The sequence below is a fragment of the Lacisediminihabitans sp. genome (genome assembly GCF_036404185.1).
In the GTDB taxonomy this organism is placed as follows: domain Bacteria; phylum Actinomycetota; class Actinomycetes; order Actinomycetales; family Microbacteriaceae; genus Lacisediminihabitans.
In genome coordinates, this window is record NZ_DASWPB010000037.1 from 1 (window position 1) to 15,162 (window position 15,162).

Consider the following 15,162-nt stretch of genomic DNA (forward strand, 5'->3'; position numbering starts at 1 on the left):
CACGGCGGATGCGTCGAGGACGTCTGGTGCGCGATCTCCGCGGTGATCGACCTGCTGCCGGATTCCTCGCGCCGGATCGACCTGATGGGTGGCAGCTTCGGCGGCGGCATCGGGGTGATGGCCACCGCCTGGGATCCGCGCATCCGCTCGGCGGTCGTCGACGTGCCGAGCTTCGGCAACCACCCGGTGCGGGTCACCATCCCCTGCGAGGGCAGCGGCGAGGCGGTGCGACGGCGCTGGCTGGTGGATCCGACGGTCCTCGACGTGCTCGCCTATTTCGACTCGGCTAGCTGCGCGCGTTTCGTCACCGTGCCCGTGCTGGTCGCCCCCGCCCTGCGCGACCCCGTCGTTCCCCCGGCCGGTCAGTGGTCGGTGTACGACGCGCTCGGCGGCGAGAAGGAGCTGTTCACGCTGACCGCCGGCCACGTGGCCTATCCCGGCGAGGCGGTCGAGCACGCGGCCTTCGAGCGGACGAGCCTGGCCTTCCTCGCGGATTCGCCGTAACCGCACGCGCTGGTATAGTCGTTGAGTTGGGTTTTCCCGACGAACGCGCCCGTAGCTCAGCGGATAGAGCAATTGACTACGGATCAATAGGTCGGGGGTTCAAATCCCTCCGGGCGCACATCTAAAACGGGTCGGACCAGCATTCTTCGTGGATGGTGGAATGGCCCGTTTTTTGTTGCCCACATCTCGCCACCCGTGGATGCGCCATCAGGGGAGCACTCGAAGCGCATCCGGGTGGCGGGTTCGTGGCGGCCCGATGGCGGGCCCGTGTCGTGGCGTCTCCTTGCGAGTGCTTCTAGCGTTGCAGGCATGAACATCGTGAACGGCAAGAATGACACGAGGGTCAGCCAGCTGCGCAGGAGTGCCGGCTGGACGCAGGAGCGACTGTCCGAGCGCAGCGGCGTCCCGGTGCGCACGATTCAGCGCCTGGAGGCCGGCAACGAGACGAGCTTGGAAACGCTCTCCCGTGTCGCTGATGCTTTTAAGGTCGACGTGAACGAGCTATTCGTCAGAGCCGAGGGGGACGAGTTCGTCGCCGCCATCGATGGCTTGGATGAGCGCCGTGCGCGACTGCGCCACCGCCGGTCAGCACTGACCGTCGTCGGTTGGGGGTTGATCGCGATCGGCGTTCTGGTGGGCGTCGGCGGCGTCGCCACGAATCCGGGCCATCTCTTCACATATGCGATCGGAGGCTTGATCGTCGTCACCGCGGGGCTGTGGCTGCTTCCTGCTCGGCCTCCGTGGATACCGGTCGTCGCAGTGTGGATGACGGCGGCTGTCACTGTCGTCTACATGCTCACCCCGGGATGGGAATGGTGGGTGTACGGCTGCGCAGCAGTGGTCGTCATCGCAGCCGGCGCCCTGTTCACGTGGTTGCTCGCCGCTCAGAAGGAGCAAAGCGCGTGACCAGCTTTGCCACCCTATGAGTGTCGGGTGCCTGCGCGTGTTCGCTTTGTGTTCAGCAGGAAGAAGGAGGTCATGAGAGCGTTATTGATAGTCGAATCGTGTTTCGGCAACACGAAAACGATCGCCGAGGCGATAGCCGCCGGTATGGAGGAATCGGGCGCTCAGGTCCAGATCGCACGTGTCGATACGGCCGCTCAAGACGTGCTCGCCACTATCGACCTTCTGATTCTCGGAGCACCCACGCACAATCGAGGACTGTCGACGACGGCAACGAGGCGAAAGGCCGCCGCCGCCGGCGCCGTCCACAGCCAGACCGGGATGCGCGAATGGCTCGACGGTGTCGTCCTCGCCGCTCCGGACCCGATGGTCGCCGCATTCGACACCGGCAGCGGGCGAGGCCGGCTCAGCGGGTCCGCGGCCACATCGATTGCGCGGCTCCTTGCGCGTCGCGGGATCTCGTGCCGCACGAAAGCGTTTGTCGTCGGTGGTGTTCAAGGTCCGCTGGCCCCGGGAGAAATCGAGAAGGCGAAGGACTGGGGGAGGACCCTCATCCGTGACTGACCATTCCACACGATGCCGGCAGGTAGCGGCACAGGCCTGAGGCGTTCTCGGTGCCGGCCTCGCCCGATCGACTTTCCGGGGTTGTCAGTCGTCGCTGCCGCTGAGATCCTCCAGGAACCGGATGACCGTCTCACGTTCGGCCGGGGTGAGGCGCGCGGCCGCATCGAATCGTCGGGCATGCGTCCGCCCGATCGTCTCGCGGACCTGTTCGTGCGTCTGCTTGGTGATGGTGATCATCTTGGCGCGACGGTCGGTCGGGTGGGGGGAGCGTTCGATGTGCCCCGCGGCGGCCAGGCGGTCCAGGAGTTTGGTCGTGGAAGCGGTGGAGATGTTCAGATGCTCGGCGAGCGCTCCCGGGGTGACGACGACATCCTGATTCTTCGACGCGACGAGGAATCGGAGTGCCTTCATGTCCGTCTCGTTGAGGTCGAGACTGTTGCGCGACCGGAAGCTGACGGCCTGCTCGGCCTCGCGCCAGCGACGGATGCCCAGCAGCACGCGGACGACCTGGGCGATCTCCGCCTCGTCCAGCCCGGAGTAGTCCACGAGTTCTTGATGCGGGTCGAGGATGCGGGGGTCGAGCATCGCCTCGACGAGCCGGGAGGGCTTGGGGCGGGGCTCGTTCACCCGATTAAGTGTATGCACAAAGAAAGATGCTTGCTAAGCTATTTATTAGCTAGGCTAGAGGAACAGTCGAGGGGGACCAGGGGTGGTTGCGATGGACGAGGACGAACGGCCCACGGGGCAGGTGCTGTGAAGACGCTGACGGCACCGCGGTCCAGCGTGTCCGACTGCGTCGCCCGGGTCGCGACGGGGATCTCCGATTTCTTCGATGAGAAGGAGGCTCTGGCGCTGCCCTATGGGCGTCGTTACCCCGAGCTCTGGGCGGCCGCGCGACGATCGAGCGAGGGCGGCAAACGCATCCGTCCTGCCTTGGTGATCCACGCGTACAAGGCCCTGGGCGGCACCCGCGACGACGACGTGGTGACCGTGGCGACGGCCTTCGAACTCTTGCACACGGCCTTCGTGCTGCACGACGATGTCATCGACGGCGACACGGTTCGGCGGGGGCAGCCGAACCTCGTCGGCGCGTTTTCCGCCCACGCCTCCGGTCGGGGTGCGACCGCGACCTCCGCGGCGACCTGGGGCGAGGCCTCCGCGATCGTTGCGGGGGACCTGCTGATCTACTCCGCCCAGGCGCACATCGCCCGGCTGGACATCCCGGGGAGCACCCGCGTCGCGCTGTTGGATCTCCTCGAGGAGTGCATGTTCGTCACGGCAGCGGGGGAACTCGCCGACGTCGCGTTCAGCACCGCGGTGGAGCCGCCCGTGCTGTCCGAGGTGCTGTCGATGACCCAGTGGAAGACGGCGCACTACTCGTTCCAGGATCCCCTGCGAGCCGGAGCGATCCTCGCCGGCGCGGGCGATACGACCCTGACCGCCCTGGGCGACTACGGGCGCCACATCGGCATCGCCTTCCAACTGCGGGACGACCTCCTGGGGGTCTTCGGCAGCGAGCGGCTGACCGGGAAGAGCGTCACGAGCGACCTGCGCGAAGGAAAGATCACCCCTCTCATGTGTTACGCCCTGCAGTGCGACGACACCGGCGAGCTGCGGGACATCCTTGCTCGCGAGGACGTCACCGAGCCGGATGCGCGGCGCGCTCGGCGGATCCTGACCAGCAGCGGGGCACGCGACTTCATCGAGGGCCTCATCGACGACTACACCCGGCGGGCGATGGCTGCGATCGACTCGCCTCTCGTCCCGGAGAGCCTGCGGATGCAGCTGGAGACGGTGGCGCGGAAGGCCGGTGAGCGCTCGGCATGACAGCGCGCCGAGGGGATGCCGCATCCGGCCTCGCCCTGTACTCGCGCGCCGCGCAGAAGAGCTCGGCGGGCATCATCCGGGAGTACTCGACCTCGTTCGGGATGGCCAGCCGGTTGCTGGGCCGACGCATCAGGCCGCACATCGAGAACATCTACGGGTTGGTGCGCATCGCCGACGAGATCGTCGACGGCGCCGCCGCCGAGGCCGGAGCGGATCTCCGCACGCAGCGCGCCCTGCTCGACGCTCTGGAGACGGAGACCGGCCTGACCGTGCAGACCGGCTACAGCACCAATCTGATCGTGCACTCCTTCGCCTCGACCGCCCGGACGGTGGGCATCGGGAACGAGCTGACCGGGCCGTTCTTCGCATCCATGCGCCGTGACCTCGACCCCGCCGACTTCACGGCCGAAGGAGTCCGGGACTATATCTATGGCTCCGCGGAGGTCATTGGGCTCATGTGCCTGAGGGTGTTCCTCGACGGTGTCCCCTGTGATCCGGCCCGGCGCGAACGACTGGAGGAGGGCGCCAGGCGGCTGGGCTCGGCGTTTCAGAAGATCAATTTCCTGCGCGATCTGCGGGCGGATCGAGACGAGCTGGGCCGGAATTACTTTCCCGGGATCGATCCGGAGCGCCTCACCGAGTGTGAGAAGTGGGAGCTGGTCGCGGACATCGACTCCGACCTCGCCGCCGCCGCCGCTGTCATCCCGGAACTGCCGCGGAGCTGCCGGACGGCCGTTCGCGCCGCTCACAGCCTCTTCGGCGCCCTGACGAGACGCATGCGGATGATGTCGGCGGCGGAACTGCTGCGGAGACGCATCCGCGTGCCCGCCGCGACCAAGCTGCGCATCGTGGTCCGGGCGGCGACCGGCATGAGGATCCGGGGAGTCTCGTGACCGGCGGCCAGGGGGCGCGGAAGACGGCGGTCGTGATCGGCGGAGGCATCGCCGGGCTCGCAACCGCGGCGCTCCTCGCGCGGGAGGGCCTCCAGGTGACCCTGCTCGAGGCGAACGACGACGTCGGCGGCCGTGCCGGCAGCTGGCAGAGCGACGGCTTCCGCTTCGATACCGGGCCGTCGTGGTACCTCATGCCGGAGGTGTTTGATCACTTCTACCGCCTGCTCGGCACGTCCAGCGCCGAGCAGCTCACGCTGACGCGGCTCGACCCGGGCTACCGGGTGTTCTTCGAGAAGCATCCCGAGGCGGTCGACATCGTGGCGGACCGGGAGGCGAACCTCGGCACCTTCGAACGGATCGAGCCCGGTGCCGGTGCCGCGCTGGACCGCTATCTCGTCTCGGCGAAGGACACCTACCGGATCGCCGTGCATCGTTTCCTCTACAGCACCTTCGCCTCTCCGGTGACCCTTCTGGTGCCCGACGTGCTCAAACGGGCCGCGCGGCTGGGCCGACTGCTGCTGCAACCGCTGGACCGCTTCGTCGGCCGGTACGTGACGGATGGTCGGCTGCGCCAGATCCTCGGCTACCCGGCTGTCTTCCTCGGCTCGTCCCCGTCGATGACGCCGAGCCTGTACCACCTGATGAGTCATCTGGACCTGGAGGACGGCGTCTACTACCCGGATGGCGGATTCGCCGCGGTGATCGACAGCATCGCCCGCCTGGCCGAGGGCGAGGGAGTGCGGATCGTCACGGGATCGCGGGTGACCGCGATCACCACGGCCGAGGTCCGAGGTCGGGCCACGGTCACTGGGGTCGACGTCGCCGACGACGATGGCGCCGTGCGGCACCAGGCGGCCGACGTGGTCATCTCGGCCGCCGACCTGTATCACACCGAGACGGAACTGCTGCCCGAAGGCCTACGCAGCTACCCGGAGCACTGGTGGTCGACGCGGGTGGCTGGCCCAGGGGCCATCCTGGTCTTCCTCGGCGTCCGTGGACGCCTCACCGAGCTCGCCCACCACAGCCTGTTCTTCGTCGAGGACTGGGACGAGAACTTCGGGCGCATCTTCACCGAACCCACGTCGATCCCCGATCCCGCGTCGATCTATGTCTGCCGGACCAGCGCGACCGATCCGAACGTGGCGCCGGAGGGTCACGAGAACCTCTTCGTTCTCGTCCCGGTCCCCGCGGAGCCGAGCATCGGGGCCGGCGGGCTGAACGGTTCGGGAGACCCCGCCGTCGAGGCCGTCGCCGACGAGGTCATCCGGCAGATCGCGACCTGGGCGCACATCCCGGATCTCGCCTCCCGGATCGTGCTGCGCAGGACGGTCGGGCCCGCCGATTTCGACCACGACTTCCACTCCTGGAAGGGCAGCGCTCTCGGACCCGCACACACCCTGCGCCAGAGCGCGTTCCTCCGCGGCAAGAACGTCTCCTCGAAGGTGGATGGGCTGCTCTACGCCGGCGGCACCACCGTTCCCGGGATCGGTCTGCCGATGTGTCTGATCAGTGCGGAGCTGATCATCAAGCGATTGCGTGGAGACACCGGCACGCACGCGCTGCCGGAGCCGCTGTGAGCGTCGTCTATCTGCTGTGTCTGGTGGCGGCTCTCGGATGCCTGGTGCTCATCGATCGTCGCTACCGGCTCGTGTTCTGGCGCGATGCGCGGCGGGGCGCCGTAGTGCTGGCCGTCGGCCTGGTGTTTTTCCTGGCCTGGGATCTCCTGGGCATCGGTCTCGGCATCTTTTCGCGCGGCGAGACCGCGTTCATGAGCGGTGTCCTCCTGGCGCCGGAGCTTCCGGTGGAGGAGCTGTTCTTCCTCCTCTTCCTCTGCTACCTGACCATGGTGCTCGTCCTCGGGACCGAGTGGGTCCGCGCGCACCGCCGGGAGCGTCGGCGATGACCTATCTCTGGCTCAGTGCGGCTTTTCTGGCCGTGGCGGCGCTGGTTCTGCTCATCGCGGTGGTGGCGTCTCCCGGGCGCCGCATCCTTTTCGCGCGGTGGTGGATGCCGATTCTGACGGCCGGGGCGACTCTGGCAGCCTTGACCGCGGTCTTCGACAACGTGATGATCCGCGTCGGCCTGATGACGTATGCGCGGGATGCCATCTCCGGGCTCCGGATCGGCCTCGCGCCGCTGGAGGACTTCGCCTACCCGCTCGCGGGTCTCCTGCTCCTCCCAGCCGTGTGGTTCCTTCTCGGCAGGCGAGGCCCGAGTGACCGTTAACAGCACGCGTCGACTGCTGCGGCAGCTGTTCGTCGCGTCGCGCCCGATCAGCTGGATCAACACCGCGTTCCCGTTCGCGGCCGCCTACTTTCTGACGACCCGAGACGTCGACGCCGCCCTGGTGGTGGGCACGATCTTCTTCCTCGTTCCTTACAATCTGGCGATGTACGGGATCAACGACGTGTTCGACTACGAATCGGACCTGGCGAACCCCCGCAAGGGCGGGCTGGAAGGTGCCGTCCTGGACCACGGCATGCACCGGATCACCCTGTGGATCGCCGTGCTGCTGTGTCTTCCCTTCATCGTCGCACTGGGCCTCTTGGGTGGACCGCCGTCCTGGGCCGTGCTCGCCGTCAGCCTCTTCGCGGTCGCCGCATACTCCGTCCCGCGCCTGCGGTTCAAGGAGAGGCCGTTTCTGGACTCGGTCACCTCGAGCACGCACTTCGTCAGCCCCGCCGTGTACGGCCTCGTTCTCGCCGGCGCACAGTTCACGCCCGCGCTGTTCGCCCTGCTGGCGGCCTTCTTCCTCTGGGGCATCGCCAGCCACGCGTTCGGCGCGGTGCAGGACGTCATGCCGGACCGTGCCGGCGGCATCCATTCGATCGCCACCGTCATCGGCGCCCGCTGGACGGCGCGCTTCGCCATCGCCGCCTGGACGGCCGCGGGCCTGCTGATGCTGCTCACCGACTGGCCTGGGCAGCTGGCCGGCCTGCTCCTGCTGCCGTACATCGTCACGGCGTGGCCGTTCCGTTCGGTCTCCGACGAGGCCTCCGAGCGCGCCAACCGCGGGTGGAAGCAGTTCATCTGGCTCAACTACTCGGTCGGATTCGTTGTCACGATGCTGCTGATCGTCTACGCGCTGGGGAGCGGCTGACTCGATCCGAATGGCCCTTTGGTCATCGTCCGAGGCGGTTCAACCCACGGGCGCCGAGCGCCAGGCCGAGCGCGACCAGGACGGCACATCCCCACAGAGTCGTGGTCACCGAGGTCGCGGCCGTGAGCAAGCCGGCGGAGAGGGCGCCGATGGTCGTGAAGGTAAGCGCGCTCGCTCGATAGACGCTGTTGACGCGCCCGAGGAGCCGACCCGGCACGATCCGTTGCCGCGTGGTCACCGAGGCGACGTTCCAGGTACCGACCGCCGTCCCGAGGACCGCCAACAGTAGCGCGGCGACGGCCGTGGTCGGGGCAACTGCCAGGCCCGCAAAAACCACGGGGGTCACGACGACTGAGCCGGCGAGGACATGCCCAAGTGAACGATCGCGCATCAGGCGGGGAGCGGAAAGCGCGCCCGCCATCGAGCCCGCGGCGAAAGCCCCGAGCATCAGGCCGTAACCGATGCTCGAGACATGAAGCTGGTGGTGCGCGTAGACCACGAGCATCGCCAGCAGCGCACCGCTGACCGCGCTGAGAACCGTCGTCAACACGGCCATCGCCCGCAGCGTCGAGCTCGTCCAGAGCCATCTCAGGCCCTCGGCGATATCGGTGCGCAGGTCCTTCGAGGGCGACCTTGTCGGCCGGTCCGACCGGGGCAGGCTTGTGATGAGCGCCGCGGCGATCGCAAAGGATGCAGCATCGAGAGCGAGCGGGACAGCCGCCGCGATGGCGAACAGCAGCCCGCCTATCGGCGGTCCGATGAGCTGAGTGCCGCTGAGCTGGCTGGTCATGAGACGAGCGTTTCCCACGGCGAGGCTCTCCGCGGGCAGCAGCTGAGGCAGGTATCCAATGGTGGCGTTGTCGTAGACGGTTTCGGCGGATCCCAACAGGAATGCCAGCGCCGCGAGCGCCGCGATCGGCAGCGAGCCCTCAACGAGCAGGGAGACCATCGCCGCCGTCATCAGGAGCGCGCGAACGGCGTTGACCATCCACATCGACCGACGCCGGTCGAACCGGTCGGCGATGGCGCCGCCGAGCAGTCCGAGGACGGGCCAGGGGAGGAATCCGGCCGCCGACACGATCGAGATGGCGAGCGGATCGCCGGTGACCGAGGTCGCAAGAAGAGGGATGGCTGCCACTCTGAGGCCGTCTCCGAGGGCAGAAACGGTGGCGGCGGACCAGAGGCGTCCATAACCGGCCGGCAGGGAAACGTGTTGTCTGGGCATCCAACCCTTTCCCGAGGTCTTGTGGGCGTACAGAATGTACGAAAGTCACCGTAATAGAAAACGTACGTTTTGTACAGAAAAGAGCAACCTCGTGAAAGAGATCCCGGTCACCCAAGCTCGAGCGGACCTGTCGAATCTGATCAATGAGGTTGTGTACAACCACGAGCGAGTCGTCCTGACCCGGCACGGGAGGCCGCTCGCCGTGCTCATCTCGACGGAGGAGGCCAAACTGCTGGATTCGATCGACACCACCGCGGCGCATTCCCTGCGGCTTCTCGACCTCTCGGGTTCTCAGCCGGAGCTCGAGCGGGCGGCCCGCTACGACGAGGCCCGCGGCGGCGATGAGGGGGTACAGCCGGCCCGCTGATTCGTGCGGACGGCGGAGAGTGCCAGGCGCCCTATCCTCATTACTAGACCGATCGAGAGAAGAACACCCCGTGGCCGACCTGAGCCTGCGCCTCCCCAACACCCGCTTGCGTGCCGTCCTGAACCTGGGACCCAAGCACGCGGCCTCCGTCACCCTGCCGTCGCGGTTCGCGCATCCCGAACTGTTCGCGGAGTGGGATGACGAGGAGGAGACGAGCGTTCTCTACGTCGAGTTCGAGGGCGGACAACTTCACCTCGAGACCTCGTCGACCGGCATGGAGTATCACTACCACAAGGGCAACGGGGACGCGACGTCGTCGAGCCCGTGGCCGAGGGCGGACACGTCGGTGATCCTCGAGTGGGCGAGCCTGCTGGCCGCCGACCTGCATCCGCTGATGCCGGAGCTGCTCGACGATGTGGCAGAGGCCGCGGCATGGCACGACGAGGGGTATGACCTGTACGTCTGCGAGGTCGAGGAGCCGGTGCAGCTCGACCTGCTCGAGGTGGAGGTCGAGGGCGAGCTGATGACCCTGCCCTGGCTCGGGTCCGGCGAGGTCTCCAACGACCACATCGAGGGCGACAACCACCCCATCGCCCTGCTGTGGAATCCGGATGGCGGCATCCCCGACCGGCCGATCGCCGAGGCCTGGCTCGACCCGCGGACGGAGACTCCCAGGACCAAGGCGCTTCCCGGCGTCGACTGGGATGCGGTCGGCATGGCGGCCGAGGAGGTGCTCTCCTGGTTGGAGGGCATCTACCTCAACCATCACATCATCCCGGATGCCGAGGGGACGTTGCTGACGGCCGCCCTTCAACGCCTCGGCGGGCTCGACAGCGCGGATTAGCGACTGGCTGGAGTCGCTCAGCGCACCAGGCGGATCTCCGCCAGATCGTTCACCTCGGCGTCGACCTTTCGCGCGCCATCGGGCGTGAAGCCGTTTCGTCGATAGAAAGCTCGTGCGCGCGGGTTGTCCTCGGCGACCCAGAGCTGCGCCGGTTCGTCGCCGAGAACCGCATCCAGCAGCGCCTGCCCGACTCCGGATCCGTGGTGGTCTGCATTCAGATAGATCAGATACAGCTCGAGGGCCCTGGCAGGCTCGTCATCTCGAGTCGGCCCACCGAAGGAAACACCGACAAGCGCGCCATCGACTTCGGCGACTCGAAGCCGGGGCGGTAGCGGATCTCGGTCGAGGATCGATGCCCACATGCGTTGTCGCATCCGCACCGCGTCCTCTCCGAAAAACCGCGCGGGCAGCAGGGTGGCATAGGTCTCGCGCCATGCTTCGACATGAACTCGAGCGATCGCGTCCCCATCGGCGCGATGCGGAGGATGGATCTCGAACCTACGGAGACCGGTCATCCATCGAGCCTAGAGGGGCGTCCGGGTGGACGAGCTCGCCGCCGATAGGCTGAAAGCCTCATGACTACACCATTCATCGTCTCCGCCGAGGTGGCGGAGGCGCTCGCCGCCCATCAGCCCGTCGTCGCCCTCGAATCGACCATCATCTCCCACGGGCTGCCCCGCCCGCGCAACCACGAGGCGGCGAAGGAGTTCGAGCAGATCCTGCGCGACGCCGGCGTCACACCCGCCACCGTCGCCGTGCTCGACGGAGTGCCCAGGATCGGCCTCGACACGGAGGGGGTGCGCCGGATCGCCGAGGAGGAGCTGGCCAAGGCGAGCGTCCGCGACCTTCCTGTGCTCGCCGCCGCAGGCGCATCCGGGGCCACCACGGTCGCCGCGACGGCCCACCTCGCGGCACTCGCCGGGGTGCGGGTCTTCGCGACGGGCGGGCTGGGCGGAGTCCACCGGGGCGCGAGCGGGACCTTCGACGAATCCGCCGATCTCTCCACCCTCGCGGTCACGCCGGTCACCGTCGTCAGCGCCGGCGTGAAGTCGGTGCTCGACATCGCCGCGACCCTCGAGCGCCTCGAGACCCTCAGCGTTCCGGTGGTGGGGTACCGCACGACGGTGTTCCCCAGCTTCTGGCTCACCGAGTCGGCGTTCACCATCGACTGGTCCGTCGACTCTGCCGCTCAGGTGGCCGCGATCATGCGCAGCCAGGACGAGTTGGGCCACGGCCAGGGGATCGTGGTGGCGAACCCGATCCCGCGCGAGCAGCAGTGGGACCCGACCGAGCACGACCGCGTCCTGCTCGAGGCGCTCGCGGCAGCGGATGAGGCCGGGGTTCACGGCAAGGCGGTCACGCCATTCCTGCTCGGCTACATCGTCGACGCCTCGAGCGGTCGCAGCCTCGAGGTCAACCTCGATCTGGCCCGGAACAACGTGCGTCTCGCGGCGGAGATCGCCACGGAGTGGGCGGCCTTGGAGGGGCGTGCCTGACCCTTCCCGCCGCCGCATCGTCGTCTTCGGCGACGTCATCGACGACATCGTGGTGGTGCCGCGCGGACCGATCCGCGTCGACACCGATACGCGGTCGTCCATCCGCAAGCGCGCGGGCGGCTCTGCGGCGAACGCTGCCGCCTGGATGGGTGTCCTTGGCGGGGTGGTCGACTTCGTCGGCGTCGTCGGCGTCGATGATGTCGCGCGGCACAGCATCCTCCTGGAGCGCGCGGGTGTGAGCCCGCACCTCACCGGCGATCCCGAGCTGCCGACGGGCACGATCGTCGTCATCGTCGAGGGGGAGCGCCGGACGATGCTCACCGAGACCGGCGCCAACACGACCATGATCCCGGATGCCGTGGGTGAGGATCTGCTCGCCTCCGCGGCCCTCCTTCACTTCACCGGATACAGCCTGTTCGGGCCCGGCAAACTCGCGGCGGGCGAGCGCCTGCTCCGTCGCTGCCGCGCGACCGGCGTCCAGGTCTCCGTCGACCCCGGGTCGGCCGGCTTCATAGCCGATCTCGGGGTGGAGCGTTTCCTGGACGCGGTGGATGGCGCGACCCTCATCTTCCCCAACCTCGAGGAGGGCAGGGTGCTCACCGGTCTGACCGATCAGCGGGCCATCGTCGAGGCGCTCCTGGACCGGTTCGAGATCGTCGCCCTGACCCTCGACACGGCGGGAGTGGTCGTGGGCCGTCGCGGACATCCGCTCGTCGAGGTCGCCGCCGTGGACACCGAGATCGTCGATCCGACCGGGGCGGGGGATGCCTTCGCCGCGGGTTTTCTCACCGAATGGGTGCGCTCGTCCGATGTCGTCCGCGCCGCCCGGTCCGGTGTGTCTGCGGGTGCCCGTGCCGTAGCGACGATCGGCGCTCGACCCGTCTGACCGAGACTCCACCCGCGGCTGCCACGACCGACTCGATGCGGTTCAGCGGAGCAGAGGAAGAAGCACGGTGTCGACCAGTTCCTGGTGATTCGCCGCGGAGGGTTGCGCGCCGTCGAACAGGGTCGAGGTGAAGAGGTGCTCGAAGGCAAGGTCGAGCACGGTGTCTGCCCGCTCGGCGTGAACATCCTCACCTCGGGAGATCGCCCGGGAGCAGATCTCGCGTCCGACGCGATGGCTTCGTTCACGAACCTGCGAGCTGACCTGAGTCCGTAGCGCGGCATCGTCGCGGATGGCTTCGATCAGACCGATCAGGGAGGGGCCGCGTCCGCCGGTGAGCGTCTCGGCGATCTCTCCGACCGTCGCCAGCAGGTCCCCCCGGAGCGTCCCGGTGTCCGGCACGGCCGGAACCGCGCCCTGGGCATGGCGGCGTAGCGCGTCCGCGACGAGTTCGGATTTGGTGGGCCAGCGCCGGTACATGGTCGTCTTCGACGCGTGTGCGCGGGCGGCGATGTTGTCCATCGTGACCCGCTCATAGCCGAGCTCAGCGATGAGCTCGAGGGCGGCGTCGAGGATCGCCACAGTGCGCGCTTCGCCGCGCAGTTCGGAGGTGCCGGACTCGGCAAACCGGGTCTCTTCGGGTGGGGACATCGACTTGACCATATATGTACGATACCGTATCGTACTAAAGAAGGCAATGGAGGGTCGCCACATGTCCGAGATCATCGAACACATCGCAATCGCGGTTCCGCAGCAGCAGCTCGACGACCTGCGCACTCGGCTGACGCTGGTGCGCTGGCCGGACGGTCGCACCGTCTCGGACACCTCGCAGGGACCGACTCCCGAGAAGCTCGCCGCGCTGGTCGACTATTGGCGCGACTCCTACGACTGGCGCAGAGTCGAGGCGGAGCTGAACGGGTGGGGGATGTACCGCACCACCATCGATGGCCTCGGCATCGACTTCCTCCACATCCGCTCGAATGAGCCGAACGCGACGCCGCTGATCATGACCCACGGCTGGCCGGGCTCCGTCTTGGAGTTCCGGAAGGTCATCGGTCCGCTCAGCGATCCGGCCGCATATGGGCTGGACCCCGCGCAGGCTTTCCACCTGGTCATTCCCGTGCTGCCCGGGTTCGGGTTCTCGCAGAAGCCCGCCGATACCGGGTGGACGCCGCCCCGGATCGCGAAGGCGTGGATCACTCTGATGGACCGGCTCGGCTACGAACGGTGGGGCGCGCAAGGGGGAGACCTCGGCTGCGCCGTCACGGATGAGATCGCAAAGCTCGAGCCCGCCGGTCTGATCGGCACGCACCTGAACTTCGCGATGTTCCCGCCCACTCCGGACGAAGTCCAGAATGCGACACCCGATGAGCAAGCGGCGCTCGGCGACGCGAAGTACTTCTGGGACAACCTCTCCGGCTACGCCAAAGAGCAATCAACCCGGCCGCAAACGATCGGGTACTCCCTCGCCGACTCGCCCGTAGGGCAGGCTGCGTGGATCTACGCGATGTTCCAGGACACCTGCGGGACCCCCGGCGACGCCGAAGGCTCCTTCACGCTGGATGAACTGCTCGACGACATCATGCTGTACTGGCTACCGAACTCCGGAGCCTCCGCCGCCCGGATGTACTGGGAAATGGAACAATCCGGCTGGTCGACACCTGCCACCATCGAGAACCCGATCAGCGTCCCGGTCGGCTTCACCATGCCGCCCAAGGAAGCGGTCCGGAAATCGCGCCGCCAGTTGGACCGCCGCTACTCGAACATCGTCTTTTTCAACGAACCGGCCCAGGGCGGACACTTCTTCGCCCTCGAACAGCCCGACACCCTCGTCGCCGATGTTCGCGCAACGTTCGCGTTCCTCACCTCATAACTCGCCAACGCCGCCGAGACGGCCAGCTGCAGCTAGGCCGACTCGCTCTGGCGGAGCTTGTCGCAGAGCACGGTGAGGGTCAGGAGCTCCTCGGGCGTGAGCGCCCTGCCGACGCGGGTCGCGATCGACCGCCCGTGAACGCGTGCCGCCTGACGAAACAGCTCGTAGCCTTCGTCGGTCAGCTCGACGATGACCCCGCGTGCGTCGTCGGGGTCGTGCACCTTGGCGACCAGCCCCCTGGCGACGAGACGGTCGACGAGCCGGCTGACGCTCGGCTGGGTGAGCAGGAGGTGCCGGTTGAGTTCGCGGATGCGCAGCCGCCGCCCCGGCTGCCTGGAGAGGTTGAACAGCACGTCGTATTCGTTGAGGGAGAGATCACCGTTCGGGAACTCCGCGTTGAGGTAACGCATCACCGAGACCTGGGCCCTGAAGAGGGCCTCCCAGGCGGACACCGCAATGGTCGAGTTGCTCACGTCACAACTCTACGTAATCGTGGTTGAGCATATGATGCGGGCCCGTTAAAAGGACTGAGGGTCGGTCTCAGAGGCGAGAAACCGACCCTCTCCCTTGCACCAAGAGTGTCCTGCAATCACATTCCACAGAAGCTGCCACAGCAAACAACTTCTGCTCTTGAACTATATAACGGTCAGATAACGAAGCGCTAGTTACCAAACTGTTATTTT

At 67.3% G+C, this 15,162-nt stretch carries 19 protein-coding genes and 1 tRNA gene; 15 read left to right on the forward strand and 5 right to left on the reverse strand.

The annotated features are described in order from the left end of the window. The 4 genes from VGC18_RS01930 to VGC18_RS01945 all read left to right on the forward strand — a co-directional run. On the forward strand, positions 1 to 504 hold a 504-nt coding region (locus tag VGC18_RS01930), incomplete at its 5' end, for an acetylxylan esterase (RefSeq protein ID WP_331093658.1). A gap of 45 nt (positions 505 to 549) precedes the next feature. Further along, positions 550 to 622: transfer RNA gene (locus VGC18_RS01935), tRNA-Arg, on the forward strand. A gap of 191 nt (positions 623 to 813) precedes the next feature. Continuing rightward, a complete protein-coding gene (locus tag VGC18_RS01940; RefSeq protein ID WP_331093660.1) occupies positions 814 to 1,410 on the forward strand; it encodes a helix-turn-helix transcriptional regulator in 597 nt (198 codons plus the stop codon). A 27-nt stretch (positions 1,411 to 1,437) separates the two neighbouring features. After that, positions 1,438 to 1,971 (forward strand): flavodoxin family protein, encoded by a 534-nt coding sequence (locus tag VGC18_RS01945; protein WP_331093662.1) that lies wholly within the window; start codon positions 1,438 to 1,440, stop codon positions 1,969 to 1,971. An 84-nt stretch (positions 1,972 to 2,055) separates the two neighbouring features. On the opposite strand, the gene VGC18_RS01950 is transcribed toward VGC18_RS01945, so the two are convergent. After that, positions 2,056 to 2,598: a MarR family winged helix-turn-helix transcriptional regulator gene (locus VGC18_RS01950; protein ID WP_331093664.1), complete on the reverse strand. Its 543-nt coding sequence runs from the start codon at positions 2,596 to 2,598 to the stop codon at positions 2,056 to 2,058. A gap of 126 nt (positions 2,599 to 2,724) precedes the next feature. Here VGC18_RS01950 and VGC18_RS01955 point away from each other — a divergent pair, with 126 nt between their 5' ends. From VGC18_RS01955 to VGC18_RS01980, 6 genes are read left to right on the forward strand one after another with little or no spacing between them, the layout of a single operon-like run. Beyond that, the gene (locus VGC18_RS01955; RefSeq protein WP_331093666.1) at positions 2,725 to 3,798 is read left to right on the forward strand and encodes a polyprenyl synthetase family protein; all 1,074 of its coding nucleotides are present in this window, start codon (positions 2,725 to 2,727) and stop codon (positions 3,796 to 3,798) included. Then, positions 3,795 to 4,691, forward strand: a complete 897-nt coding sequence (locus tag VGC18_RS01960; RefSeq protein WP_331093668.1) for a phytoene/squalene synthase family protein — start codon at positions 3,795 to 3,797, stop codon at positions 4,689 to 4,691. The genes VGC18_RS01955 and VGC18_RS01960 overlap by 4 nt, the downstream gene beginning before the upstream one ends. Next, positions 4,688 to 6,268, forward strand: coding sequence for a phytoene desaturase family protein (gene crtI / locus VGC18_RS01965; RefSeq protein ID WP_331093670.1), 1,581 nt, complete (start codon positions 4,688 to 4,690; stop codon positions 6,266 to 6,268). The genes VGC18_RS01960 and crtI overlap by 4 nt, the downstream gene beginning before the upstream one ends. Further along, complete coding sequence (locus tag VGC18_RS01970; protein ID WP_331093672.1) at positions 6,265 to 6,594, forward strand: lycopene cyclase domain-containing protein; 330 nt, start codon at positions 6,265 to 6,267, stop codon at positions 6,592 to 6,594. Before crtI ends, VGC18_RS01970 begins: the two co-directional genes overlap by 4 nt. Then, positions 6,591 to 6,917, forward strand: coding sequence for a lycopene cyclase domain-containing protein (locus VGC18_RS01975; protein WP_331093674.1), 327 nt, complete (start codon positions 6,591 to 6,593; stop codon positions 6,915 to 6,917). Before VGC18_RS01970 ends, VGC18_RS01975 begins: the two co-directional genes overlap by 4 nt. Beyond that, the gene (locus tag VGC18_RS01980; RefSeq protein ID WP_331093676.1) at positions 6,907 to 7,791 is read left to right on the forward strand and encodes a prenyltransferase; all 885 of its coding nucleotides are present in this window, start codon (positions 6,907 to 6,909) and stop codon (positions 7,789 to 7,791) included. The genes VGC18_RS01975 and VGC18_RS01980 overlap by 11 nt, the downstream gene beginning before the upstream one ends. A gap of 22 nt (positions 7,792 to 7,813) precedes the next feature. Here the strand turns inward: VGC18_RS01980 and VGC18_RS01985 are convergent, their stop codons facing one another. After that, positions 7,814 to 9,016: an MFS transporter gene (locus tag VGC18_RS01985; RefSeq protein WP_331093678.1), complete on the reverse strand. Its 1,203-nt coding sequence runs from the start codon at positions 9,014 to 9,016 to the stop codon at positions 7,814 to 7,816. Positions 9,017 to 9,107: 91 nt separating this feature from the next. Here VGC18_RS01985 and VGC18_RS01990 point away from each other — a divergent pair, with 91 nt between their 5' ends. Beyond that, the gene (locus VGC18_RS01990; protein ID WP_331093680.1) at positions 9,108 to 9,383 is read left to right on the forward strand and encodes a type II toxin-antitoxin system Phd/YefM family antitoxin; all 276 of its coding nucleotides are present in this window, start codon (positions 9,108 to 9,110) and stop codon (positions 9,381 to 9,383) included. A gap of 70 nt (positions 9,384 to 9,453) precedes the next feature. Then, on the forward strand, positions 9,454 to 10,227 hold the full coding sequence (locus VGC18_RS01995) for a hypothetical protein (protein ID WP_331093682.1): 774 nt from the start codon (positions 9,454 to 9,456) through the stop codon (positions 10,225 to 10,227). Between the two features lie 17 nt (positions 10,228 to 10,244). Here VGC18_RS01995 and VGC18_RS02000 read toward each other — a convergent pair whose 3' ends face one another. Continuing rightward, the gene (locus VGC18_RS02000) at positions 10,245 to 10,742 is read right to left on the reverse strand and encodes a GNAT family N-acetyltransferase (RefSeq protein WP_331093684.1); all 498 of its coding nucleotides are present in this window, start codon (positions 10,740 to 10,742) and stop codon (positions 10,245 to 10,247) included. Positions 10,743 to 10,802: 60 nt separating this feature from the next. Between VGC18_RS02000 and VGC18_RS02005 the strand changes: the two genes are divergently transcribed. After that, positions 10,803 to 11,723 carry a pseudouridine-5'-phosphate glycosidase gene (locus VGC18_RS02005; RefSeq protein ID WP_331093686.1) on the forward strand — a complete coding sequence of 307 codons (921 nt, stop codon included), beginning with the start codon at positions 10,803 to 10,805 and terminating at the stop codon, positions 11,721 to 11,723. Continuing rightward, positions 11,716 to 12,609: a carbohydrate kinase family protein gene (locus VGC18_RS02010; RefSeq protein ID WP_331093688.1), complete on the forward strand. Its 894-nt coding sequence runs from the start codon at positions 11,716 to 11,718 to the stop codon at positions 12,607 to 12,609. Before VGC18_RS02005 ends, VGC18_RS02010 begins: the two co-directional genes overlap by 8 nt. Before the next feature lie 42 nt (positions 12,610 to 12,651). On the opposite strand, the gene VGC18_RS02015 is transcribed toward VGC18_RS02010, so the two are convergent. Further along, positions 12,652 to 13,257 carry a TetR/AcrR family transcriptional regulator gene (locus VGC18_RS02015; protein ID WP_331093690.1) on the reverse strand — a complete coding sequence of 202 codons (606 nt, stop codon included), beginning with the start codon at positions 13,255 to 13,257 and terminating at the stop codon, positions 12,652 to 12,654. A 61-nt stretch (positions 13,258 to 13,318) separates the two neighbouring features. Here VGC18_RS02015 and VGC18_RS02020 point away from each other — a divergent pair, with 61 nt between their 5' ends. Further along, entirely contained in the window at positions 13,319 to 14,479 is a 1,161-nt protein-coding gene (locus tag VGC18_RS02020; RefSeq protein ID WP_331093692.1) for an epoxide hydrolase family protein, read from the forward strand. A gap of 32 nt (positions 14,480 to 14,511) precedes the next feature. On the opposite strand, the gene VGC18_RS02025 is transcribed toward VGC18_RS02020, so the two are convergent. Next, positions 14,512 to 14,889, reverse strand: a complete 378-nt coding sequence (locus VGC18_RS02025; RefSeq protein ID WP_331093694.1) for a MarR family winged helix-turn-helix transcriptional regulator — start codon at positions 14,887 to 14,889, stop codon at positions 14,512 to 14,514. Between the last annotated feature and the right edge of the window lie 273 nt (positions 14,890 to 15,162).